Source organism: Allobosea vaviloviae (genome assembly GCF_001298265.1).
Classification (GTDB): domain Bacteria; phylum Pseudomonadota; class Alphaproteobacteria; order Rhizobiales; family Beijerinckiaceae; genus Allobosea; species Allobosea vaviloviae_B.
In genome coordinates, this window is the sequence record NZ_LGSZ01000048.1 from 130,743 (window position 1) to 154,984 (window position 24,242).

At 68.5% G+C, this 24,242-nt stretch carries 17 protein-coding genes; 13 read left to right on the top strand and 4 right to left on the bottom strand.

The window, feature by feature from the left end:
* Positions 1 to 8: 8 nt before the first annotated feature.
* From AE618_RS16830 to AE618_RS16840, 3 genes are all read right to left on the bottom strand, one after another.
* Positions 9 to 1,016, bottom strand: a complete 1,008-nt coding sequence (locus AE618_RS16830; RefSeq protein ID WP_054210225.1) for an Lnb N-terminal periplasmic domain-containing protein — start codon at positions 1,014 to 1,016, stop codon at positions 9 to 11.
* Positions 1,017 to 1,073: 57 nt separating this feature from the next.
* Positions 1,074 to 2,873, bottom strand: coding sequence for a sensor histidine kinase (locus tag AE618_RS16835; RefSeq protein ID WP_054210226.1), 1,800 nt, complete (start codon positions 2,871 to 2,873; stop codon positions 1,074 to 1,076).
* A 113-nt stretch (positions 2,874 to 2,986) separates the two neighbouring features.
* Positions 2,987 to 3,688 (bottom strand): response regulator transcription factor, encoded by a 702-nt coding sequence (locus AE618_RS16840; RefSeq protein ID WP_054210227.1) that lies wholly within the window; start codon positions 3,686 to 3,688, stop codon positions 2,987 to 2,989.
* Between the two features lie 142 nt (positions 3,689 to 3,830).
* Here AE618_RS16840 and AE618_RS16845 point away from each other — a divergent pair, with 142 nt between their 5' ends.
* The 5 genes from AE618_RS16845 to AE618_RS16865 all read left to right on the top strand — a co-directional run bounded on the left by AE618_RS16845 (position 3,831) and on the right by AE618_RS16865 (position 7,922).
* Positions 3,831 to 4,607 carry a HugZ family protein gene (locus tag AE618_RS16845; RefSeq protein WP_248310911.1) on the top strand — a complete coding sequence of 259 codons (777 nt, stop codon included), beginning with the start codon at positions 3,831 to 3,833 and terminating at the stop codon, positions 4,605 to 4,607.
* A gap of 208 nt (positions 4,608 to 4,815) precedes the next feature.
* On the top strand, positions 4,816 to 6,426 hold the full coding sequence (locus AE618_RS16850) for a phosphoenolpyruvate carboxykinase (RefSeq protein ID WP_054210229.1): 1,611 nt from the start codon (positions 4,816 to 4,818) through the stop codon (positions 6,424 to 6,426).
* A 138-nt stretch (positions 6,427 to 6,564) separates the two neighbouring features.
* On the top strand, positions 6,565 to 7,056 hold the full coding sequence (locus AE618_RS16855; protein WP_197280809.1) for an HPr kinase/phosphorylase: 492 nt from the start codon (positions 6,565 to 6,567) through the stop codon (positions 7,054 to 7,056).
* Positions 7,057 to 7,167: 111 nt separating this feature from the next.
* On the top strand, positions 7,168 to 7,569 hold the full coding sequence (locus AE618_RS16860) for a PTS sugar transporter subunit IIA (RefSeq protein ID WP_054210231.1): 402 nt from the start codon (positions 7,168 to 7,170) through the stop codon (positions 7,567 to 7,569).
* Between the two features lie 29 nt (positions 7,570 to 7,598).
* Positions 7,599 to 7,922, top strand: coding sequence for an HPr family phosphocarrier protein (locus AE618_RS16865; protein WP_054210482.1), 324 nt, complete (start codon positions 7,599 to 7,601; stop codon positions 7,920 to 7,922).
* Between the two features lie 21 nt (positions 7,923 to 7,943).
* Here AE618_RS16865 and AE618_RS16870 read toward each other — a convergent pair whose 3' ends face one another.
* Positions 7,944 to 9,263, bottom strand: coding sequence for a Zn-dependent hydrolase (locus tag AE618_RS16870; protein WP_054210232.1), 1,320 nt, complete (start codon positions 9,261 to 9,263; stop codon positions 7,944 to 7,946).
* Positions 9,264 to 9,473: 210 nt separating this feature from the next.
* Here AE618_RS16870 and ahcY point away from each other — a divergent pair, with 210 nt between their 5' ends.
* The 8 genes from ahcY (at position 9,474) to AE618_RS16910 (ending at position 24,227) form a co-directional block, all read left to right on the top strand.
* Positions 9,474 to 10,874 (top strand): adenosylhomocysteinase, encoded by a 1,401-nt coding sequence (ahcY, locus tag AE618_RS16875; protein WP_054210233.1) that lies wholly within the window; start codon positions 9,474 to 9,476, stop codon positions 10,872 to 10,874.
* Positions 10,875 to 11,411: 537 nt separating this feature from the next.
* Positions 11,412 to 13,802, top strand: a complete 2,391-nt coding sequence (locus tag AE618_RS16880) for a sensor histidine kinase (protein ID WP_248310912.1) — start codon at positions 11,412 to 11,414, stop codon at positions 13,800 to 13,802.
* Positions 13,799 to 15,343, top strand: a complete 1,545-nt coding sequence (gene tsaE, locus AE618_RS16885) for a tRNA (adenosine(37)-N6)-threonylcarbamoyltransferase complex ATPase subunit type 1 TsaE (protein ID WP_054210234.1) — start codon at positions 13,799 to 13,801, stop codon at positions 15,341 to 15,343. Before AE618_RS16880 ends, tsaE begins: the two co-directional genes overlap by 4 nt.
* A gap of 83 nt (positions 15,344 to 15,426) precedes the next feature.
* A complete protein-coding gene (locus tag AE618_RS16890; RefSeq protein WP_054210235.1) occupies positions 15,427 to 15,828 on the top strand; it encodes a sel1 repeat family protein in 402 nt (133 codons plus the stop codon).
* Positions 15,829 to 16,260: 432 nt separating this feature from the next.
* Positions 16,261 to 16,983, top strand: coding sequence for a nucleotidyltransferase family protein (locus AE618_RS16895; RefSeq protein ID WP_248310936.1), 723 nt, complete (start codon positions 16,261 to 16,263; stop codon positions 16,981 to 16,983).
* On the top strand, positions 16,976 to 20,083 hold the full coding sequence (gene addB, locus AE618_RS16900) for a double-strand break repair protein AddB (RefSeq protein WP_054210237.1): 3,108 nt from the start codon (positions 16,976 to 16,978) through the stop codon (positions 20,081 to 20,083). The genes AE618_RS16895 and addB overlap by 8 nt, the downstream gene beginning before the upstream one ends.
* On the top strand, positions 20,080 to 23,571 hold the full coding sequence (gene addA / locus AE618_RS16905) for a double-strand break repair helicase AddA (protein ID WP_054210238.1): 3,492 nt from the start codon (positions 20,080 to 20,082) through the stop codon (positions 23,569 to 23,571). Before addB ends, addA begins: the two co-directional genes overlap by 4 nt.
* A complete protein-coding gene (locus AE618_RS16910) occupies positions 23,568 to 24,227 on the top strand; it encodes a DUF1345 domain-containing protein (protein WP_054210239.1) in 660 nt (219 codons plus the stop codon). Before addA ends, AE618_RS16910 begins: the two co-directional genes overlap by 4 nt.
* Positions 24,228 to 24,242 lie beyond the last annotated feature (15 nt).

The following is a 24,242-nucleotide window of genomic DNA, read 5'->3' on the forward strand; positions in this document are numbered from 1 at the left end:
ACAGCCGTTTAACGCCGCCCGAGCGGCACGCCCTCGCGGATCTTCTTCGAGAAATCCGGATCGTCGAGCGAGATCGTCCGCGCCCTCTCGCCGATGCGCGCCTGCCGGACCAGATCGTCCAGCGGGATGTCGCTCCTGACCGCGCCGATGCGGTGCAGATAGCCCGGCAGGTAGCCCGAGAGCAGCACGCGCGGATCGAGCGGCAGCGAGAATTTCCAGGCCGGGGCGACGGAGCCGACGAGCGTGTAGACCACGGTGGTGCAGTTGGTCGTCAGCGTGTTGTACCAGCGCGGCTGCGCGGCAAGCTTATTCACGTCGTCGACATAGGCGAGCAGCACATCGCGCGCCTGCGCCGGCGTGGCGGCGATGCGGAACAGCCGCACATCCTCCTTGCGGGCATGGCTGCGCAGGCCGATGAGGTCGCGCTCGGGGGCGGCGACATAGGCCATTTCATAGCTGCGGAAGAAGCCGGCCAGCGCCGACCATTCCTCGCCCTTCTCGCGCCGGACCTCGATCGAGAAGGTCAAAGGCGGCTGGTCGGCGAAGGGGAAGCTGACGAGCAGATGCGCGATCGCCTCGCCCGACCAGTAGGACAGGAACAGGTCGATGCCTTCGACCTTGCTCAGATCGTAGCGGCGGGTCTCCCAGCGCTCGTCGTAATCGCTTTCGCTGCGCCAGTTGAAATTGCGCAGGTTCGAGACCGTCAGCGTCTCGCCCTCGCGGCTGATCGAGGGCAGGCGGGCGAGTTCGGGAATCCAGTCGCGGTCGTGGGATGGGACAAGGCCGTTCCACCAGCCGAGCAGGCCGACGAAGAGCACGGCGAAGGACAGCGGCAGCCTGGCCGCGCCGCTCCACAGGCCGATCGCGCCGGCCAGGCCCGCAAGGCAAAAGCCGATGGAGGCGACGGTCGCGGTCGTGCCATCCAACCGGAAGAACAAGAGGCCCGAGCCCCAGATCGTCGAACCGAGGATGACGAGCGTGGCGATGAGACGGACGATGACGATCAGGATGGCCACGCTGCTTCAAGCCTCTCGGTCAAAAATCGGTGAGCACGGGGAGCGCTTCCATGGTGGTCAGGCCGCCTGCGGGATGGCGGGGAGGCAGACGATGAAGCGCGCACCCAGACGCGGCTGCTCGCCATCGGCATCCGGGGGACCGAGGCGGTTCTCCGCCCGGATCGAGCCGCGATGGGCCTCGATGATCTGCCGCGAGATCGACAGGCCCAAGCCCGAATTCTGGCCGAAGCCCTCATTCGGCCGGTCCGTATAGAAGCGCTCGAAGACGCGCTCCAGCGCATGCGGCTCGATGCCCGGCCCGTCATCCTCGACCGTGATCAGCACGTCGTCGCCCACGCGCGAGAGCATGACGCGCACCGGCTTGTCGGCGGGCGAGAAGGAGCGGGCATTGTCGATCAGGTTGACGAGGACCTGGCCGAGCCTGGAATCATGGCCGAGCACCAGGAAGCCGTCCCGCCCGCTCGGCCGCTGGCCTCTGCGCTCGGTCACGAGCTCGATCACGGGCTGGCCTTCGCGGCGGGTCTCGTTCTGGACGGAAACCACCGCCTCCAGGACCTGTGCCAGATCGACCGGGCCGGAATCGTTGCGCGCGAGCTCGGCGTCGAGCCTTGATGCGTCGGAGATGTCGGAGATCAGCCGGTCGAGCCGGCGCACATCATGCTGAATCACCGCCAGCAGGCGCCCGCGCGACTCGTCGTTCTTCGCCCGCGGCAGGGTCTCGACGGCACTGCGCAGCGAGGTCAGCGGGTTCTTGAGCTCGTGGGCGACATCGGCCGCGAAGCTCTCGATCGCCTCGATGCGGCTGTAGAGCGCCTTGGTCATCTCGCGCAGCGAGCCGGAGAGATGGCCGATCTCGTCATGCCGGCTGGCGAAATCGGGAATCTGCTCGCACGATTTCACGCCCCGGCGCACGCGCTGGGCCGCGTCGGCGAGCTTGCGGATCGGCTCGGCGATGGTGCCGGCGAGCAGCACCGAGAGCACGATCATCACGGCGGCCGAGATGGCGAAGACCCGGAAGATCGCATAGCGCTCGGAGACGATGACCGCGTCGATGTCGCCCCCTTGCGTCGAGAGCAGCAGCGCGCCCTTGACCGCGCGGAAGCGCTGCACCGGCACGGCGACAGAGACGATGGTCTGGCCGCGCGTATTCACCCGCACGACGCTAGCCGGCATCCCGTTCAGGGCGCGCGCCACCTCGGGATAGGATTTGCCGTTGGCGTTCTCGAAGTCGTCGTAAACAGGCACGTCGGCGCGCCCGAGCCGGTTGCGCAGCAGGTTCCAGGTGCGTTCCAGCAGCGGCGCCTCGTCGGGCTCGCCGACGCGCGGCAGGTCGAGCCGCAGCACGTCGCCGCGCGAATACAGGCTGCGCGAGTCCAGGGTCAGAAGGCCGTCGCGATCGTAGATGCGCGCCCGGGTCTTGGTCGGCGTGACCAGGCGGCGCAGCAGCGGCGCGACCTTCTCCGGGTTGATCGAGAAGTCGAGCGGGTCCTCAGCGATGCCGGCGCTCTCGCCCGCCTGGAGCTGGAGCAGCTTGTCGGGGTCGATGGTGATCGCGTCGGTTTCGACCGTGGCGGAGGCCGCAATCGCGCCGGCGATGATCTCGCCCTGCGTCAGCAGGCTCTGCACCCGCGCCTCGATCAGGCCTTCGCGGAACTGGTTGAGGTAGAGGAAACCGACAAGCAGCGCGACGAGGCCGCCCAGGTTCAGGACGACGATGCGCCGGGTGAGACTGGACGCCGCCCGAGACGAGATCGCGCGGAGCCAGCGCCGGCCCATGGTGCCGAGCCGTCGGCTCAGCGTCGGCCCGGCCTTGCCCGTGCGGGCCTGCGCCGCGCGTTCGTCGTCGATCGTCGCCATCGCGTCCGCCGTGTTGCGTTCGACGTCACTGCTGCGCGCGCAGCGACGAAACAATCCAGGGGTGGCAACGCTCCGCCCAATTGCTTCGCTTCGCTCGCAATGACGGCGGGACGTCAGCCTTCCTTGAACCGGTAGCCGACGCCGTACAAGGTCTCGATCATGTCGAAGTCGACATCGACCTGGTTGAACTTCTTGCGCAGGCGCTTGATGTGGCTGTCGATGGTGCGGTCGTCGACATAAACCTCGTCGTCATAGGCCGCGTCCATCAGGGCGTTGCGGCTCTTCACCACGCCGGGCCGCTGCGCCAGCGACTGCAGGATCAGGAACTCGGTGACGGTGAGCGTGACCGGCTCGCCCTTCCAGGTGCAGGTATGGCGCTCGGGGTCCATGCGCAGCAGGCCGCGCTCGAGTGCCTTGGCGTCCTCGCTGCGCGGCGCGGCGGCCGGGTCCTTGGCGCCCGAGCGACGCAGGATCGCCTTGACGCGCTCGACCAGCAGGCGTTGCGAAAACGGCTTCCGGATGAAGTCGTCGGCGCCCATCTTCAGGCCGAAGAGCTCGTCGATCTCCTCATCCTTCGAGGTCAGGAAGATGACCGGCAGGTCCGACTTCTGGCGCAGCCGGCGCAGCAGCTCCATGCCGTCCATGCGCGGCATCTTGATGTCGAAGATCGCCAGGTCCGGCGGGTTCTGCTTCAGCCCATCCAGCGCCGAGGCGCCGTCGGTATAGGTCATGATGCGGTAGCCCTCGGCCTCGAGCGCAATGGAAACCGAGGTGAGGATGTTGCGGTCGTCATCGACCAGCGCAATGGTTGGCATAAGCTCTTTGTCTCTTGGCCGCGTTGCAATAACTGGGTCAACTCTCGCGAGAGAGCGGCTAAACCGTGGCGGCAATCTAGCGGTGCCATGGCGGTTTGCCTATGTCCCCGTCACAGAAAGAGCCCTCAGGCCGAGAAGTTCCATGCAACAGTCCCAAATGCCGGCGCCTGAGCGCAAGGATCCGATCCGCCCGACAGACGACACGGCGCGATCTCTGGGGAAGCAACTGCTGCGGAGCGCCCGATCCGGCTCGCTGGCCACGCTGGGGCGGGACGGCCATCCCGCGGCAAGCCTCGTCAGCCTCGCGACCGACGTCGACGGCACGCCGCTGATCCTGGTTTCGGCGCTGTCCGCCCATACCGGCCATCTGGAGGCTGATCCACGCTGTTCGCTGCTGCTGTCGCCAGGCGGCAAGGGCGACCCGCTCGCCCATGCCCGCATCACGCTGAAACTGCGCGCCGCCAAGGTCGACCGCGAGACTCCCGATGGCATCCGCATCCGCCGCCGCTTCCTGTCGCGCCAACCCAAAGCCGCGCTCTATGCCGATTTCGGCGATTTCTCGTTCTTTTCGTTGAGCATCGAGGGCGCGAGCCTGAATGGCGGGTTCGGCCGCGCCTATGAGCTGGCACCGTCCGATCTGCTCAGCGAGGCCGTCGCCGCGCACGCGATCGCGGCGATCGAAGAGGGCGCCGTCGCCCATATGAACGCGGACCACGCCGAGGCGGTCAGATATTTTGCCACGGGCCTGCTCAGCGCCGCCGACGGCAAATGGCGTCTCACCGGCCTCGACCCGGATGGGGCCGACCTCGCCCGCGGCGACACGGTGCTGCGGCTGGCCTTCCCGACGCCGGTGGCGTCGGCCGGCGCGCTCAGGGCGGCGCTCGCAGCGCTTGCGGCCCAGGCCCGGGAGGCGACCTAGCGCCATGATTTACCACGTTGATTTTATTCAAACGATTTAGGCGCGATTGTTCGCACCCCTGACGGTTCGATGCCTTGAGCCGGCGCGATCATAGCCTTAAGGATCGGTTATCGACGCGCCACTCGGCTCATCCGCGCGGGCTTTTTTGCCTCTGCGCACCCTTGCAGATCAGCGGCCGCGACCGGCGCGTCCGCTTCGGGAGGTTCCTGTGAAAACCATCGGTCAGTTCAATGCCGCCCATGGAGCGGAGACGTTCGGCTTCCGCGGTCTGAAGACGGTCTACTGGAATCTCGAGGCGGCGAGGCTCTACGAGGAATCGCTGGCGCGGGGTGAATCCGAGCTGTCGCGGCAAGGCGCGCTCTGCGCCGACACCGGCACCCATACCGGCCGTTCGCCCAAGGACAAGTTCACCGTGCGCGACGCGCTGACCGACAAGACGGTCTGGTGGGAGAACAACGCGGCGATGTCGCCGGAGCATTTCGAGACGCTGCTGGCGGATTTCATCGCCCATACGCAGGGCAAGGAGCTCTTCGCGCAGGATCTCTATGGCGGCGCCGATCCGGCTCACCGCGTCAAGGCGCGCGTCTTCACCGAACTCGCCTGGCATTCCCTGTTCATCCGCAACCTGCTGATCCGCCCGGCCGTCGAGGAGATCGCCGGGTATGTGCCGGAGATGACGATCGTCGATCTGCCGAGCTTCAAGGCCGATCCGGCCCGCCATGGCTGCCGCAGCGAGACCGTGATCGCGATCGACTTCACCCGCAAGATCGTGCTGATCGGCGGCTCCGCCTATGCCGGCGAGATGAAGAAATCGGTCTTCACCTATCTCAACTTCGTCCTGCCGACGAAGGGCGTGGTGCCGATGCACTGCTCGGCCAATGTCGGCTCCAACGACGATTCGGCGATCTTCTTCGGCCTTTCTGGCACCGGCAAGACGACGCTCTCGGCCGATCCCGACCGCACTTTGCTCGGAGACGACGAGCACGGCTGGTCGAAGGACGGTATCTTCAATTTCGAAGGCGGCTGCTACGCCAAGACGATCAAGCTCTCGGCCGAGGCCGAGCCGCAGATCTATGCCGCTTCGCAGCGTTTCGGCACCGTGCTCGAGAACATCGTGATGGACGAGATCACGCGCGAGGTCGATTTCGACAACGGCAGCAAGACCGAGAACACCCGCTCGGCCTATCCGCTCGACTTCATCCCCAACGCCTCGCGCACCGGGCGCGCCGGCATCCCGAAGAACATCGTCATGCTCACCGCCGATGCCTTCGGCGTGATGCCGCCGATCGCCAAGCTGACGCCGGCCGAGGCGATGTATCATTTCCTCTCCGGCTACACCGCCAAGGTCGCCGGCACCGAGCGTGGCCTCACCGGCGTCGAGCCGGAATTCTCGACCTGCTTCGGCTCGCCCTTCCTGCCGCGCCACCCGTCGGAATACGCCAATCTGCTGCGCGACTTCATCGCCAAGCACCATGTCGATTGCTGGCTGGTGAACACCGGCTGGACCGGCGGTCAGTACGGCACCGGTCGCCGCATGCCGATCCGCGTCACCCGCCGCCTGCTGACGGCGGCGCTCGACGGCTCGCTCAACCGCGCCGATTTCCGCCGCGATCCCTATTTCGGCTTCGCGGTGCCGACCTCGGTTCCCGGCGTCGAGCCGCACATCCTCTATCCGGTCAAGACCTGGCAGGACAAAGCCGCGTTCTCGGAGACGGCGAAGAACCTCGTCGCCATGTTCGCCAAGAACTTCAAGCGCTTCGAGGACCATGTCGACGATGCCGTGAAGGCGGCGGCGCCGGTCAATTCGCTGGCGGCCTGACCGCAGGCGCCGCCCCGCAATGGCGCGGGGCCCCCTTGCATGTCGGTGTGGCCGCCTTGGCCGCACATCCAGGCGCAGGCGGATCGGGCCGGGATGAACCCTGGGTGTGAACCGCCCGGGGAGAGCGTGGAAGCCTGCTTGACCCAAAATACTGATCCGCTCCCGACCCATCCGGACGACGGCCGAAGCCCCGCCCGGGTTCACGCCACCACCGTCGCGATCGGTGAGGCCGGCGTGCTGATCCGTGGTCCGTCGGGCGCCGGCAAGTCCGTCCTGGCGCTGGCACTGATCGACCAGGCGCGGTGGGCCGGGCTGTTCGCGCGGCTCGTCGCCGATGACCGCACATCGCTCACCGTGCATGGCGGGCGGCTGCTGGCGCGGCCCGTCGCGCCGCTGGAAGGGCTGATCGAACGGCGCGGGCTGGGGCTGACGCCGGAGCCGCATCTGGCTGGCGTGGTCGTGCGCCTCGTCGTCGATCTCAGCGCAACCGAGCCCGCGCGCATGCCGCAGCCCGAGGATCTGGTCGAGAGACTGGCGGGCATCGACCTGCCGCGCCTGACCGTGATGGGTCGCGCGGGCGACGAACGCACGGTGCTGGCAGGGCTGCGGCTGTTCATGGATGACGGCTGATGTCGAAAATTCGACAAGTTTCTGCGCAGCCGGCTTGCCTATCCTTCGCACCTGCCGCATAAACCGCGACCTTGTCCGGGCGCCCGCAAGCGCTCTCCGGTGCCATAGTGAATGATCGGACTCGTCCTCGTGACGCATGGGCATCTGGCCACGGAATTCCGTGCCGCGCTCGAACATGTCGTCGGCCCTCAGGCAAACCTCGCCACCATCGCCATCGCTCCCGATGACGACATGGAAGGCCGTCGCCGCGACATCATCGCGGCAGTCGAGGAGGTCGAGACCGGCAAGGGTGTCATCGTCCTGACCGACATGTTCGGCGGCACGCCCTCCAATCTCGCCATCTCGGTGATGGAGCCCGGCCGGATCGACGTCGTCGCCGGGATCAACCTGCCGATGCTGATCAAGCTCGCCAGCGTGCGCGAGGAGAAGACCCTCGACGAGGCGGTGACCAGCGCGCAGGATGCCGGCCGCAAATACATCACCGTCGCCAGCCGCGTGCTGGCCGGCAAATGATGGTCGACGGAAGGGCGACGGACTTCCAGATGAACGATGGCGAGGACGACTGCGACTGCCCCGAGGTCGAGATTCCGGCCGGCGCGCTCTATGGCGAATTCCAGATCGTCAACAAGAAGGGGCTGCACGCCCGCGCCACGGCAAAATTCGTGCAATGCGCCTCGGGCTTCGACGCCGACGTCACGGTGACGCGCTGCGGCGAGACGGTGGGCGCGACCTCGATCATGGGCATCCTGACGTTGGGCGCCGGCATCGGCTCGACGATCACGGTGGTGGCCAAGGGCCGCGAGGCGAAGGAGGCGCTGACGGCGCTGCAGACGCTGGTGGCGGACCGGTTCGGCGAGGGCGAGTAGTCGCTGCCGTCGTGGCGCGGGTTATGCCTCCCCCGCCATCGCCCACAGAACATTCGCCAGAACCCGCGTCGCCTGCATGAAATCGGCGATCTCCATGGCCTCGTTCGGGTTGTGGCTGCCCTTGTCGTTGCGCACGAAGATCATCGCCGCGGGAATCCCGGCATCGGCGAAATCCTGGGCGTCATGGCCGCCGCCGCTCGCCATCGTCAGATAGGGAATACCGAGGCCTTCCGCGCCTTCCTGCAGCGCCGCGACGAGGAGCGGCGCCATCGGCGAAGGCGACGACCGATCGAAGGGCTCGAGCGTCAGTGCGACGCCGCGCTGCGCCTCGATCATACGGGCCTTGTCGCGCAGAAAGGTCTCCATGCCGTCGAGCGTATCGCGGCCCTGGCTGCGGATGTCGATGGCGAAATCGACCTGGCCCGGCACCTTGGTCAGCGAGTGCCTTTCGGCCTCCGTCGCGAACTTGCCGACCGTGACGACGAGGTCCTCGCCCGCCGCGCGACGGCGGGCCCACTCGCCATCCAGCGCCATGACGAGGTCGGCCATCGCGAAGACCGCGTCCTGGCGGTATTCATGGGGCACCGCACCCGAATGCGAGTAGGCGCCGAGCACCCTGCCGTTGCGCACGCGATAGGCGCCGCGGATGCCGGTGACGATGCCGACAGGAATGGCGCGGTTTTCCAGGATCGGTCCCTGCTCGATATGCAACTCGATATAGCCCGCATAATCGGCGGGGTTGAGGATCGACGGCCCCGTCTCGATCCGCCCCGGATCGAAGCCGGCCTCCGTCATCATCGCGCGCAGGGGACGGCCGGTCGCGACATGGATGGCACTGTCGAGTTCGCCCTCCCAGAGCGAACCCAGCGCCGCGCGGCTGCCGAGATGGCCGCCATGGCGCCCGACGAACCAGGTGCTGCTCTCCTCGGCCCGGAAAGCCATCAGGACGATGTCGCGCTGCGGCCGCAAGCCGGCGTCGATCATCGCCGCGATCGCCGTCAGGCCGGCGACGACGCCGGCAGCCCCGTCGAAATTGCCCCCGACATGCACGGAATCCAGATGCGAGCCGGTGATCCAGGCCGGCAGTTCCGGACGCCGGCCGGCGAAGCGCGCCGCGAGGTTGCCGGCCGCATCGACCGAGACGGCGAGCCCGAGGCCGCTGGCCAGCTCAGCGACGGCGTCATGGGCGCGCTGCTCGCCCGCCATGTAGGAGGTGCGCGTCACACCCGGCCCATCGACGCTGTCGGCGCGCAGGCTTTCGAAGACCGAAGCGGCGAAGGTCTCACGGGCGACGACAGCGGCATCCAGGGCAGGAGACGGCAGGAAGGCGGAAGCTGGCAAGGGTCGTCTCCTGAACAGGCGCATCATGGCAGCGCGGCAAGGCTCGCTCGCTTTGCCACCGGGCAAGATCGCGGCCAAGCGCGCTATCGGCAGGGATGGCGATCGTTCGAATTAGATATAAAGACATCTTTATATCTTTGATTGCGTTGACGCGACCGCACTGCTAAAGACCCGCGCGTCATTCATAGAACCAGCAGTGGAGCACGCCCCGTGTCGAAGACCGATTACATCGTCAAGGACATCAGCCTCGCGGATTACGGCCGCAAGGAAATCAACATGGCCCAGGACGAGATGCCGGGCCTGATGGCCATCCGCGAAGAGCACAAGGGCAAGTTCCCGCTCAAGGGCGCCCGCATCGCCGGCTGCCTGCACATGACCATCCAGACCGCCGTGCTGATCGAGACGCTGAAGGAACTCGGCGCCGATGTGCGCTGGTCGTCCTGCAACATCTTCTCGACCCAGGACCACGCCGCCGCCGCGATCGCGGCCAGCGGCGTTCCGGTCTTCGCCATCAAGGGCGAGACGCTGGAAGAGTACTGGGAATACGTGCTCAAGACCGCGAGCTGGGGCGACGGCGGCACGCCCAACATGATCCTCGACGATGGCGGCGACCTGACCATGCTGATCATCCTCGGCGCCGAGGCCGAAGCGGGCAAGGCCGAGTTTCTGGACAAGCCGGGCAATGACGAAGAGACCATCTTCTTCGCGCTGATCAAGCGCGAGCTGAAGGCCAATCCGGGCTGGTTCACCAAGACCCGCGCCGCGATCAAGGGCGTCTCGGAAGAGACCACCACGGGCGTGCATCGCCTCTACGACCTGGCCAAGGCCGGCCGCATGCCCTTCCCGGCGATCAACGTCAACGATAGCGTCACCAAGTCGAAGTTCGACAACCTCTATGGCTGCCGCGAGTCGCTGGTCGATGCGGTGCGTCGCGGCACCGACGTCATGATGTCGGGCAAGGTCGCGGTCGTCGCCGGTTATGGCGACGTCGGCAAGGGCTCGGCCGCCTCGCTGCGCCAGGCCGGCTGCCGCGTCCTCGTCACCGAAATCGATCCGATCTGCGCGCTGCAGGCGGCGATGGAGGGCTATGAGGTCGTCACCATGGAGGACGCCGCTCCGCGCGCCGACATCTTCGTGACCGCCACCGGCAACCTCGACGTCATCACCGTCGACCACATGCGCGCGATGAAGCACCGCGCCATCGTCTGCAACATCGGCCATTTCGACTCGGAGATTCAGGTCGCCGGCCTGAAGAACTTCAAGTGGGACAACGTCAAGCCGCAGGTCGACGAGATCGAGTTCCCCGACGGCAAGCGCATCATCCTGCTCTCGGAAGGCCGCCTGGTGAACCTCGGCAACGCCACCGGCCACCCGTCCTTCGTGATGTCCTGCTCGTTCTCGAACCAGACGCTGGCCCAGATCGAACTCTGGAACCACCACGCCAAATACGAGAACAAGGTCTACACGCTGCCCAAGCATCTCGACGAGAAGGTCGCGGCGCTGCATCTGGCCAAGGTCGGCGCCAAGCTGACCGTGCTCAACGATGCGCAGTCCAAGTATCTGGGCCTGGCCCCGACCGGCCCGTTCAAGCCCGAGCTCTACCGCTACTGACATCCGGCATCGTCGGAATCAGGAAGGCCCGGCGTTCGCGCCGGGCCTTTTTTCGTTCGTCGGACTGCGAGTCTTTTCGGCATCATCCACTACTAATAGACCTCGCAGGCATCGCGACCGCTATGGCTTGATCGCCACCGCGATCATGCCGGCCCCCCCGAAAATTCGCCGGATTTACCGTCGATTAAGCACTTCCTGCCGGACTCAGCGGATGAGTAGAGTGGCACTGATTCGGATGCAGCGTCGCTGCGGGAACCGGATCGATACATGGTGATCGGTGTCGTGGCAGGCGTGCGTCGGGTGCCCTCGAGGTGGCCTTCCCGGACGGCGTGGTGCCGTTCGATTCAGGGCCTCGTGTGCAGCGGACCCGCTTTCTCAGACCGGCATTGCTTCTTGTACTGGCATTTTTGGCGGCCCTGCGCCGCCCTCGGGGAACACGGACGCAGGATGGGACGGTCGATCCGACGAGAACAGGGCAGAGTTGGCTGGCACCGTCACGCGCTTCTGCCGGCTCTTGCTGCCAGCCAGGGACCAACCGTGGCCTTTGCGCAGAGCGACCTGTTCGCCAAAATGCATCCCGACTTGTTCAGCACCGGCGCGCTGTCGCTCGTCCTGGCGGGCCTGACCGTCTTCGCCGCGACGACGTCGCTGGTCTATGTCCGCGAACGGGCCCGCTGGCACCGCCGCGAGGCCGCGCTGGCGCGTGAACTCGAGGCCGCGCGCGGACAGCAGGACCGGCTCTCGGCCCTGCTCGCAGCCGACGCTCAGGTGGTCGTCAGCTGGAACGGCCGCAATGCCGAGCCGGTCTTCGAGGGCGATAGCGGCTTTCTCGGCGCGCCCGGCGCGACGCTCGCCCTCGCCTATGGCGCCTGGGCGCCCCCCGCCGAACGCAAGAAGCTCGAACTGGCGACAGACGCGCTGAAGGAGCGCGGCGAGGCCTTCGGCTTTACCCTGCGCAGCAAGTCAGGGCCATTCGTGGATGCCGAGGGCCGGCCCGTCGCGGGCCGCGCCGTCATCCGCCTGCGCGAGGTCAGCGGGGAACGCGCCCAGGTCCTGGCGCTGCGCGCCGAGCTGGAGCGGGTCAGCACGGACCACAAGGCCCTGGCAGGGCTGCTCACCGGCCTGCCGCAACCGGCCTGGACGCGCAACCCGGAGGGGCGCCTGACCTGGTGCAACGCCGCCTATGCCCGGGCCGTCGAGGCGGCCGATGGCATCGAGGCGGTCCGGAACGGGCTCGAACTGCTCGACCGCAGCGAGCGCGAAGGTGCCTCCAGGGCCCGGCGCGAAGGCCAGCCCTTCTCGGCGCGCGCGCCGGCGATCGTCGCCGGCCAGCGCCGGACGCTCGACATCCTGGAATTGCCGACGCCGATGGGTTTTGCCGGCATCGCCACCGATATGAGCGAGCTCGAGGCGGTGCGGGCCGATCTGCAGCGGCAGATGGATGCGCATGTGCGCACGCTCGACCGGCTGAAGACGGCGGTCGCGGTGTTCGACGCCTCGCAGCGGCTGGTCTACCGCAATCCCGGCTTCGAGACGCTGTGGTCGCTCGATCCGGGTTTCCTTGACGGCAATCCGCGCGACGGCGAGATCCTCGACAGGCTGCGCTCCGAGCGGCGCCTGCCGGAGTTCGGCGACTACCGGAGCTGGAAGGCCGGAGTCCAGGCCGCCTACACCTCGACGCGCGCCAACGAGGATTGGTGGTATCTGCCCGACGGGCGCACCATTCATGTCGTGGCGAGCCCCAATCCGCAGGGCGGCGTCACCTATCTGCTCGATGACGTGACCGAGCGCTTCACGCTGGAATCGCGCTTCAACGCCCTCTCCCGCACCCAGCGCGAGACGCTCGACTCGCTACGCGAGGGCGTCGCCGTGTTCGGCTCGGACGGGCGTCTCAAGCTGTCCAACCCCGCCTTTGCGCAATACTGGAAGATCCAAGCCGATCTCGCGGCTGCTGCTCCGCATATCGACGAGGTGGTGCGGCTGTGCCGGCCGCTGTTCCCGCAGGACGAGATCTGGAGCGAGTTGCACAGCGTCATCACCGGCGTGCGGGACGCGCGCGAGGACTATGGCTGCCGGATGGAGCGGCGCGATGGCACCGTGCTCGACTGCGCGGCCGCCCCGCTGCCCGACGGCGCGACGCTGATCTCGTTTGCCGACGTGACGGCCAGCGTGAATGTCGAGCGCGCCCTGACCGAGAAGAACGATGCGCTGGAGACGATCTCGCGGCTGCGCGAGGATTTCGTCCATCACGTCTCCTACGAGCTGCGCTCGCCTTTGACCAACATCATCGGCTTTGCCCAGTTGCTGGGCACGGAGGCGATCGGCGCGCTCAACGACAAGCAGCGCGACTACGCCTCGCATATCGTGCGCTCGTCGGGCGCCCTGCTCGCGATCATCAACGACATCCTCGACCTCGCCACCATCGACAACGGCGCGCTGACGCTGGAGATCGAGGAGGTCGACGTCGCCGCGACCATCGCCCAGGCGGCGGCGGGGCTGCATGACCGGCTGACCGACAGCAAGCTCGAGCTCAAGGTCGAGATCGCCCCGCAGACCGGGCCGCTGCGCGCCGACGGCAAGCGGCTGCGGCAGGTGCTGTTCAACCTGATCTCCAACGCGATCGGCTTCTCGTCGCCGGGCCAGACCATCACGGTCAGCGCCGCGCGCCGCGGCGATGACGTCAGCATCACCGTCGCCGACCAGGGCCGCGGCATCCCCGCCGAGGTCAAGGAGAAGGTGTTCGACCGTTTCGAAAGCCATTCGCTGGGGTCCACCCATCGCGGCGTCGGGCTGGGCCTCTCGATCGTGCGCTCGATCGTCGAGCTCCATGGCGGCCATGTCGAACTCGACTCGGCGCCAGGACGCGGCACGCGGGTCACGGCGGTGTTCCCGTCGGAGGGCGCGCGCATGTCGGACGCGGCCGAATGAGCGAGGAGTCCCGCCGCTCCGGCCCGCATCGGCTGGTTCTGAGCGACGAGGCCGCGACGCTGCGCCTCGCCGCCGATCTCGCCGCGATCCTGAGGCCGGGCGACATCGTCGCGCTGTCGGGCCATCTCGGTGCCGGCAAGTCGCTGCTGGCGCGCGCGATCCTGCGCGAACTCGCCGATGATCCGGCGCTGGAGGCGCCGAGCCCGACCTTCACCCTGGTCCAGAGCTACGAGACGCCGCGCGGGAGCGTGCTCCATGCCGATCTCTACCGCGTCCGCTCGCCCGACGAGCTGGACGATATCGGCCTGGTCGAGGATCTGGACCAGCTGATCACGCTGGTCGAATGGCCCGACCGCGCCGGCACGCGACTGCCCGGCGGGCGCCGGCTCGATATCGTGCTCGACGTCGACCCAGAAAATCCCGAGACCGGCCGCATCGCCGATCTCTCCGGCGGCGTGCTCTGGCGCCAGCGGCTTTCGATCGCCATCGCGACGCGGCGGCTGATCGACGAGGCGGGCTGGGGTACGGCGCGGCGCGACTACATGCAGGGCGACGCATCGAGCCGGGCCTATGAGCGGCTGACCCGGGCCGACGGCACGAGCGCGGTGCTGATGATTTCACCGCCACGCCCCGACGGGCCGGCGATCCGGCTCGGCAAGCCCTATAGCGCCATCGCGCATCTGGCCGAGACCGTCGACGCCTTCGTGGCGATGGATCGCGGCCTGCATTCGCTGGGCTATTCGGCGCCTGAGATCTACGCGCAGGACCTGTCGACCGGGCTTCTGCTGATCGAGGATCTCGGAGCTGAAGGCGTCATCGACGGCGGCGAGCCGATCGCCGAACGCTACGAGGCGGCCGCGTTGCTGCTCGCCGATCTGCACCGCCACACCCTGCCGACGATCCTGCCGGTGACTGAGGGCCGCGACCATGTCGTGCCCGATTACGATCGCGGCGCGCTGGCGATCGAGACCGAGCTGATCCTGGAATGGTATGCGCCCCATATCGCCGGCGTCACCCTGCCGGCCGTGACGCAGGCCGAGTTCACGCGGATCTGGAATCGGCTCTTCGACGAGATCCTGGACGCACCGGGCACCTGGACGCTGCGTGACTTCCATTCGCCCAACCTGATCTGGCTGCCCGGGCGTGGCGGCCATGCCAGGGTCGGGCTGATCGACTTCCAGGACGCGGTGATCGGCCATCCCGCCTATGACCTCGCCTCGCTTGGGCAGGATGCGCGTATCGACGTGCCGGCCGGGCTCGAACTGCGATTGCTCGCCGCCTATGGCAAGGCACGGCGCAGCGACGACCCCGCCTTCGACCTCGCCGGTTTCGCCCGCGCCTATGCGATCCTCGGCACGCAGCGCAACACCAAGATCGCCGGCATCTTCGCGCGCCTCGACAAACGCGACGGCAAGCCGGCCTATCTCAAGCACCTGCCCCGCATCGAGGCCTATCTTCGCCGCAATCTGGAGCACCCGGCGCTGGAAGAGCTCAGGGGCTGGTACCAGGCGCATCTGCCGTCGCTGTTTGCGGTGGAGTGAAGACGGCGCACTCCTGCGCCATATGCGTTCCTCGAAGAGCCGTGTAATATCCGTCTCTCACGTGGCGCCATGGGCGAGCGGCAATGAAATGCCTTCTGTGCCGATATCTGATTGGGTCGGCGGATCCGGGCTGGATCGAGAGAGTAGAAAACGAGCTGGCTACACTTCGAAATGCCGGGGCGAACAGTGACGCCATCTTCGAGCGCGAATCCGATCCAGAGCGGCTGAGACGCGCCCATGATCTCTGGGATCTTGATCCGAAGCGGGCTTTCGACGCGTTTCTCAATCTCGCGCAGGGCGGCTCGGTCTGGAGCATGGCGGCGATCGGCTGGGCCTATGAGACCGGGACCGGAACGCCGTTCGATTCGCGGCAGGCGGATGAATGGTATCGGCGGGCCTGCGAGGGTGGTTCCGACGCGGCTCTACTGGGCAGAGCGCGCCTTGCTCGCATGCACGGAGACCCGCCTCGGCCGAAGACATCCTGAAGATGGGCGTCGCGCGCGGATTGCCGCAAGCCACGCGTCGCCTGGCGGACCTCAAACTGACATTCGACAGAACGGCACGTGGGCGCGCCACTGCCTATGCGCTACTCGATCAGGCCTGCGCGAAGGGAGATCAGGTGGCCTGCCACGATTTGGCGAGAGCGATGGCGAAAGGGCGATTTGGGCCGAGGTATATAGCGCGTGGGTTCCTCACCATCTGGCGGCTCGGCCGTGAACTGCAGGCACGGGCACATGCGTCCGCTTCACAGAGCTCCCAACTTTCGGCGTGACATTTCCGAGCGTGTCTCGAGCCCAACGCCGATACGACGTGGATCGTCGGGACAAGCCCGACCATGACGCGCTATGGATCGCCGGACCGACCCTGCTCTGGAGATTCGCGTGACGACAGCCGCCCCGACATCGATCCGCCGGGCCATGGTGCTGGCGGCGGGTCTCGGCCAGCGCATGCGTCCGATCACCGACACGCTGCCCAAGCCACTGGTGGCGATCGGCGGCAAGCCGATGCTCGACCATGCGCTCGACCGGCTCGCCCAGGCCGGCGTCACCGAGGCGGTGGTCAACGTCCATCACCTCGCCGGGCAGATCGAGGCGCATGTCGCCTCCCGGACCAACCCGCGCGTGACGATTTCGGACGAGCGGGCGCTGCTTCTGGAGACCGGCGGCGGCGTGAAAAAGGCGCTGCTCTTGCTCGGCCGCGAGCCGTTCTTCCACGTCAATTCGGATTCGCTCTGGAGCGAGACGGGGCGCTCCAACATGAGCGCGATGGTGGAGGCGTGGGATGGCGCCGCCATGGACATGCTGCTCCTGCTCGCGCGCCGCGAGGGCAGTGTCGGCTTCGATGGACGCGGCGATTTCTTCCGCGCCGATGACGGACTGCTGACGCGTCGCGGCAGCGCGGAGAGCGCACCTTACGTCTATGCCGGCGTCGCCATCATGAAGCCCGAGCTGTTTGCGAACACCCCCGAGGGGCCGTTCTCGCTCAACCTGCTGTTCGACCGGGCGATCACGGCGCGGCGGCTGCACGGACTCCTGCTCGAAGGCCAATGGCTGCATGTCGGCACGCCCGAGGCGATCGCCCCCGCCGAAGCCGCCTTCACCGAAGCCGCTTTGGCGGCAGCGACAGAGGCCCATGCCTGAGCTCAACCTCTTCACCATTCCCGCCGGCGCCCCGTTCCTGGCGGCGCTGGCGCAGGCGATGGTCGAAGGCCGCTTCGGAAGGATCCACGACCCCGACGATCCGGCCGCGATGGCGCGGACGACGCTCTATTTGCCGACGCGGCGCGCGGCGCGCGCCTTTGCCGCCTGCCTGTCGGAGAGGCTCGGCGGCCGGCCGCTGCTGCTGCCCCGCATCATGCCGCTCGGCGATGTCGACGAGGCCGAGACGGCGCTGATCGGAACTGGCGCCTTCGCACGGGAGCGCACCGCGCCTATCGAGCCGCTGGCGCGGCGCATGATCCTGACCCGGCTGGTCGATGCCTGGGGCAAAACAGCCAACCGCAGCCATCTCAGGCTCGATCCGTCCGAGCCTTCGCTGGTGCCGGCGACGTTGGCCGAGGCCTATGGGCTGGCCGGCGATCTCGCGGCCCTGCTCGACCAGTTGCAGACGGAGGGCGTCGCCGTCGAGCGACTGGGGACGCTCGATGCCGCGCGCTTCGACCGGATCTGGCAGCTCAATGCCAGCTTCCTCGCCATTCTCGGCGAAGCCTGGCCGACCATCCTGGCCGAGCGCGGCGCCTGCGACACGGCCGATTTCCGCAACCGCATGCTGGCGGCCGAGCGCGAAAGGCTGCTGGCAGGCGAGGCGAGCGGGCCGATCATCGCCGCCGGCTCGACCGGCACGGTGCCCGCGACGGCAAGGCTGCTGGCGGCGATCGCACGCCTGCCGAACGGGGCCGTGGTGCTGCCCGGCCTCGATCTCGACTTAGCCCAGCCGGCCTGGGACGCGATCACCGGCGAGCCCGCGCCCTCGCACCCGCAGGCGGCGCTGCACCACCTGCTCGACACGCTGCAGGCGACCCGCGCCGATGTGCGGGTTCTGGCCGAGGCGGACGCGCCGCGCGCCGCACGCTCGCGGCTGCTGCGCGAGGCTTTGCTGCCAGCCTCGGTCACGCAAAGCTGGGCCGATCTGCGCGAGCGTCTCGACGACAGCGAGGCCGGGCTCGGCTTCCGGGATCTGCGCCTCGTCGAGACCGGCGACGAGCGGCAGGAGGCACTCGCGGTCGCGCTTTCCCTGCGCGAGACGCTGGAGGAGCCCGGCCGACAGGCGGCGCTGATCACGCCCGATCGCGGCCTGGCCGAGCGCGTCACGGTCGAATTGAAGCGCTGGGGCGTCGAGGTCGACGATTCCGCCGGCCTGCCGCTGGCGCGCTGGCCGGCGGGCTCGCTGCTGCGGCTGATCCTGGAGGCGGCGCTGGCGCAGATGACGCCGGCCACGCTGGTGCCGCTGCTGGCGCATCCGCTCTGCCGGCTCGGGTTTCCGCGCGAACAGGTCGAACACGGGGCCTCGGCGCTCGAGATCGGGCTGTGGCGCGGCGTTTCCGTCGGCAAGGGCCTGGCCGGGCTGCATGAGGGCCTGGCGCAATGGGCGGAGCTGAAGGCCGCGCCCCATGCGCCGCGTCCGCGCCGGCGGCTCGACGACAGCGACGAGGCTGCGGCCACTGATGTCCTTAACGGGCTCGGCGGGGCTCTGGCGCCTTTGCTGGAAGCGCTGTTCCTGCATGAACCCGATCTCGATCGGGTGACCCAAGCCGCGAAAGCCGCGATCGAGGCGGTGAGCCGCGACGAGGAGGGCAACGTTTGCGCCTTCGCGGGTCCCGATGGCGAGGCGCTGTCGGGCCTGTTCGACGATCTCGCCGCCGCGCAGCCCGACATGCCGGCGGGCGGGCGGCCGCCGGATTTCGTTGCGATCCTCGACGGGCTCCTGGCCGAGCGCGTGGTGCGGCGCAGCGGCGGCGGCCATCCGCGCGTCAAGATCTGGGGCCTGCTCGAAGCCCGCCTGCTGGAGGCCGACCATGTCGTGCTGGGTGGGCTGAACGAGACGGTCTGGCCGCCGGAGACGAAAACGGATTCCTTCATCAACCGGCCGATGCGGACGGAGCTCGGCCTGTCGCCACCGGAACGGCGCATCGGCCAGACCGCGCATGATTTCGTCATGGCGCTGGGCGCCGGGCAGGTCACGCTGACCCGGGCCCGCAAGGCCGGCGAGGCCGAGACCATCGCCTCGCGCTTCTGGCAGCGGCTCAAGGCCGTGACGCCGGAGCCTGTCTGGGCGCAGGCGCTGCGTCGCGGGGCGCGCTTGACGCAGATGGCGGCGGCCCTTTCCGCCCCTGCCGATGTCCGCCCGGTGGCCCGTCCGGCGCCGCGACCGCCGCGGGCACTGCAGCCGCGCATGCTCAGCGTCACCGATGTCGAGACGCTGTATCGCGACCCCTACCAGATCCATGCCCGCCGGATCCTGAAGCTCGACGCACTCCAGGCCCTGATCGAGGACCCCACGGCGCAGGATCGCGGCAGCCTGCTGCACGACATCGTCGAGACCTTCGCCCGGACCTATCCCGAGCAATTGCCGGCTGACGCGCTCGGGAGGCTGATCGCGATCGCCGAAGAGAAGTTCCAGGCCTTCGCGGACACGCCGGAGGTGCGGGCGTTCTGGTGGCCGCGCTTCGTGATCACGGCGGGCTATTTCATCGCCTGGGAGGGGAACCGTCGCGGCGACATCGCGCGGATCGGCGTCGAGCTCGGCACAGGCGCGGACTTCACCCTGGCCGACGGTTCCTCGTTCCGCCTGAGCGGCCGGGCCGACCGGGTCGAGCTGACGCGGGCCGGCGCCTTGCGCATCATCGACTTCAAGACAGGCGCGCCGCCGAGCAAGGCGCAGGTCGAGAAGGGTTTCGCACCGCAATTGACGCTGGAGGCCGAGCTCGCGGCACGGGCGGGCTTCCCGCCGCTGGCCGGGCCGACGCCGGTCGAGGCGCTGCTCTATCTCAAGCTGCATCACGACCCGAAGGGCTGGACGAAGGACAAGCCGCTGGACTTCGGCGGGGAGTCGCTGGCCGATGTCGCCGCCCGCCATCTGGAACGGCTGCTGGAGCATCTCGATGCGCTGAGGAGCGGGCGCGAGGCTTATGTCTCGCGGCGCGCGCCGGACTATATCCGCTATGCCTCCGCTTACGACCATCTCGCGCGGGTCAAGGAATGGTCCGCCGCCTCCGACGGCGATGAGGGGGGCGAGGCATGAAGGACGGCTGGATCGTCCCGGCCCTGACGAACCAGCGCCAGTCGCTGGCGGCCAACCCGCGCCTCAGCGCCTGGGTCTCGGCCAATGCCGGCTCCGGCAAGACGCATGTGCTGGCCAACCGGGTGCTGCGGCTGCTGCTCGACGGCGTCCCGCCCGGGCGGCTGCTCTGCATCACCTATACCAAGGCCGCCGCCGCCAATATGGCGAACCGGGTGTTCGCGGCGCTGAGCGCCTGGGCGACGATGAGCGAGGACGAGCTGATCGCCGCCTTGACGAAGCTCACCGACGCGGCGCCGTCGCTCGCGCAGCGGGCGGATGCGCGGCGGCTGTTCGCCCGGGCGCTGGAGACGCCGGGTGGCCTGAGGATCGAGACGATCCACGCCTTCTGCACCCGCGTGCTGCAATCGGCCCCGTTCGAGGCCAATGTGCCGCCGCGCTTCGAGGTCGCCGACGATCTCGCCCAGGCCGAGATGCTGCGCGAGGCGAGGCGAGAGCTGCTGGCGATCGTCGCGGCAGCGCCCGATGGCACTGAAGCCCGCGCGCTCGACCTGCTCGCCCGGCAGGCGGCGCAGGACACTTTTGAGGCGATGATGCAGGAGGCGCTGCGCCAGCGCGCTTTGTTCAACGATGCGGATGGCCGCGCTCGCGATCCCGAAGAAATGCGGCAGGGCATCGCTGCGGTGCTGGGCATCGCGGCCGATCTCGACGGCGACAGCGTGAAGGCGCGTTTCCGCGACGATCTCGCTGATATCGACGGGCTCGGCGCGCTGGTCGAGGCGTTGGCGGGCGGCAGCCAGACGCGGCAGAATTTTGCCGCGACGCTGCGCACCCTGCTGGCCCGCGCCGATGACGGCGAGCCGGTGGCGTTCTGCCGGTGCGGCTTCCTGACCGAGGCCGGCACGGTCAACAGCAACATCACAGGCAAGGGGAAATCGGCCTTCGAGGGCGCGTTGCTTGCAACGCTCGACACGCTGGCCTCGACGCTCTGCCGGGCGATCGACCAGCTCAACGCCATCGCGATCCGCGACCGCAGCCACGCGCTGGCGCTGCTGGTGACGCGGATGCTCGCCTCCTATCAGCGCCAGAAGAGCCAGCGCTCGCTGCTCGACTATGACGACCAGATCGCCCGGACGCGCTCGCTCCTGACGCGGGTCGAGGCGGCCTGGGTGCTCTACAAGCTCGATGCGGGAATAGACCACATCCTGCTCGACGAGGCGCAGGACACCAGCGAGGCGCAATGGGCGATCCTGCGCAAGCTCGCCGAGGAGTTCAGCGCCGGGGCCGGCGGGCGCGAGGAGATCGGGAAGCCACGCACGGTCTTCGTCGTCGGCGACGAGAAGCAGTCGATCTACGGTTTCCAGGGCGCCGCGCCCGCCGCCTTCAACCAGCAGCGGCGGGAACTGGGACAGCGCATCGAGGAGGCGCAGCAGCGCTTCGAGCCGATCAGCCTGAACACCTCCTTCCGCTCGGCGCCCGACATCATGGCGGCGGTCGATGCGGTCTTCGCCGTGCCCGAGCATGCGCGCGGGCTGGTCTTCGACGGCTCCGACCGGCCGGAGATCCACGACACCGTGCGCCGCAGTGCCGCCGGCTGCGTCGATCTCTGGCCGCTCTGCGCCAACGACACAGCCGAGCCGCCCGATGCCTGGACGACGCCGGTCGATGCGCCAGGGCGGCGCAGCGGCACGGCGAAGCTGGCACAGCGCATCGCGGCCACGCTCGCCGGCTGGACGCGACGCGGCGTCGACGATCTCGGCCATCCCTTCGCACCGGGCGATGTGATGATCCTGCTGCGCCAGCGCGGGGCGCTGTTCGAGAGCATCGTCAAGGCACTGAAGGATGCGGGTGTGCCCGTCACCGGACGCGACCGGCTGACGCTGGCGGAGCATCCGGCGGTCGAGGACCTCGTCGTGCTCGGCCAGACGCTGCTGCTGCCCGATGACGATCTGACGCTCGCGACTGCGCTGAAGACGCCGCTGATCGGGCTCGACGACGACGACCTGCTGCGGCTGGCGCCCGGTCGGACGGGTTCGCTGCGCGCGGCCTTGCGGCAGGCCGGCGAAACCGAGCCGCGCTATGGCGCCGTGGAGCAGCAACTGGCGGCGTATGCGACGGAGGCCGCGCGCTGCGGGCCGTTCCGATTCTTCGCCGGGCTGCTCGGCCCCGGCGGCGGGCGCAATCTCGCGCTGGCGCGGCTCGGCGCCGAGGCGGGCGATGCGCTCGACGCCTTTCTGTCTGCCGCGCTCGACCATGAGCGCCGCTACGGACCCTCGCTTGCCGGCTTCCTGGCCCATATCGCGGGTGCCGCGACCGATGTGAAGCGCGACCTGTCGTCGAGCGCCGGCGAAGTGCGCGTCATGACGGTTCACGGCGCCAAGGGGCTGGAGGCGAAGATCGTCATTCTCGCCGACCTCGCGCCGGAGCCCGGGGCCAAGCGCCTGCCGAAGATCCTGGCGATCGAACCTCCGCGCCGGCCCGCCGTACCGATCTGGCCACCGGCCAGCGCCGAGGATGCGGGCGCGACGGCGGCCGCCAAGGCGCGCGTCGTCGCGCAGATGGTGGAGGAGCATCACCGGCTGCTCTATGTCGCGATGACTCGGGCGGAAGACCGGCTGATCGTCTGCGGGGCGCAGGCCAAGGGCGAGGCTCTGCAGGGCAGCTGGTATGCGATGATCGCGTCGGGCCTCGCGGCGACCGATGCCGGGCTGCGCGAGATCACCGAGGGCGAGGACACGATCCTGCGCTTCATGACCTCGTCGACGCGCCCGCAGGACGTTCCCGAACGCCAGTCCGCGCCACCGACGGAGGCCTTGCCGGCCTGGCTGTGGACCCAGCCTCCGCGCGAGGACGAGCCCGCCCCGCCGCTGAAGCCCTCCAGCGCGCTCGCCGCCGCCGATGCGCCCGACCGGCCCGCGGACGGCCCCTTCCTGGCCTCGGCGGCGGCAGCCGGGCGCTTCGCCCATCTCCTGCTGCAGATGCTGCCCGCGATCACGCCCGATCAGCGCGAGCCGGTGGCGCAGGCGCTGGGCCTGGCGCGCGCCGGCAACGTCACCGCGGAGCGGCGCGCGAGCATCATCGCCGACGCGCTGGCGCTGCTCGCCGACCCGGCGCTGGCCGCGCTGTTCGGACGGGATTCGCTGGCGGAGGTGCCGATCTCGGGCCTGATCGAGCTGAGCACGGGCGATAGACGCCCCGTCTCCGGACAGATCGACCGTCTGGCGATCTCCGCGACGGAGATCGTGATCGCCGATTTCAAGACGACGGCGCGCCCGCCGCGCGACGCGGATGCGATCCCTGAGTCCACCCTAGCGCAGCTTGCGGTCTATCGCAGGCTGATCGGGCAAATCTATCCGGGGCGGCGGGTGCGGGCGCTGCTGGTCTATACCGCGACCCTGACGCGTCTGGAGCCGGACCCAGCGCAGCTCGATGCGGTGCTCGCCCGCCTCGGCCAGCACCAGACGGTCGACGCGATGGAGCCAACCTCGTGAGATTTCTGCCGCGCTCGCTGATGGTCCGGCCACGGCTTCTGATCGCGCTTGGCGCCATCGTTGCGCTGGCTCTGCTGCTGCCGGGAGACTGGCAGTGGACGACGCGGCTAATGATCGCCTGGGACGCCGGAGCGGTGCTGTATCTCACGCTGCTCTCGGCGACGATGCTGGGCGAGACCGTGGAGCAGATCAAGGCTCGCGCCGAGCGTCAGGACGAGGGGGCGCTTGCGATCCTCGTGATCGCCTGTCTGGCGGCCACCGCCAGCATCGCCGCCATCGGGCTGCAATTGTCGGGGCTGGGCGGTCTTGCCGCCGGCCAGCGCGGGCTGCATCTGGCGCTGGGCGGCTTCACGATCCTGTGCTCCTGGACCGTGCTGCACGCCTTCTTCACGATGCACTATGCCGGCGCCTACTACGCCAAGGACGCCACCGAGCCCTGCCTCGACTTTCCCGGCAAGCGCGACCCCGACTATGTCGACTTCCTGTACTTCGCCTACACGATCGGCTGCACCTCGCAGACCTCCGACATCGCGGTGACCACGCGCGGCGCCCGCGGGATCGTGCTGGTCCACTCGATCCTGGCCTTTTTCTTCAACACCAGCATCCTCGCGCTCGGCATCAATGTCGGTGCAAGCCTCGTCTCGGGCGGGTCGTGAGCGATGCAAGCATGC

What these genes read in the sequence shown, in the direction of transcription:
- AE618_RS16845 (WP_248310911.1), top strand. Translation starts at nt 3,831, where the DNA reads ATGCAACAGTCCCAAATGCCGGCGCCTGAGCGCAAGGATCCGATCCGC.
- AE618_RS16890 (WP_054210235.1), top strand. Translation starts at nt 15,427, where the DNA reads ATGAAATGCCTTCTGTGCCGATATCTGATTGGGTCGGCGGATCCGGGC.
- addA (WP_054210238.1), top strand. Translation starts at nt 20,080, where the DNA reads ATGAAGGACGGCTGGATCGTCCCGGCCCTGACGAACCAGCGCCAGTCG.
- AE618_RS16860 (WP_054210231.1), top strand. Translation starts at nt 7,168, where the DNA reads ATGATCGGACTCGTCCTCGTGACGCATGGGCATCTGGCCACGGAATTC.
- AE618_RS16865 (WP_054210482.1), top strand. Translation starts at nt 7,599, where the DNA reads ATGAACGATGGCGAGGACGACTGCGACTGCCCCGAGGTCGAGATTCCG.
- AE618_RS16835 (WP_054210226.1), bottom strand. Translation starts at nt 2,873, where the DNA reads ATGGCGACGATCGACGACGAACGCGCGGCGCAGGCCCGCACGGGCAAG.
- tsaE (WP_054210234.1), top strand. Translation starts at nt 13,799, where the DNA reads ATGAGCGAGGAGTCCCGCCGCTCCGGCCCGCATCGGCTGGTTCTGAGC.
- AE618_RS16895 (WP_248310936.1), top strand. Translation starts at nt 16,261, where the DNA reads ATGGTGCTGGCGGCGGGTCTCGGCCAGCGCATGCGTCCGATCACCGAC.
- addB (WP_054210237.1), top strand. Translation starts at nt 16,976, where the DNA reads ATGCCTGAGCTCAACCTCTTCACCATTCCCGCCGGCGCCCCGTTCCTG.
- AE618_RS16840 (WP_054210227.1), bottom strand. Translation starts at nt 3,688, where the DNA reads ATGCCAACCATTGCGCTGGTCGATGACGACCGCAACATCCTCACCTCG.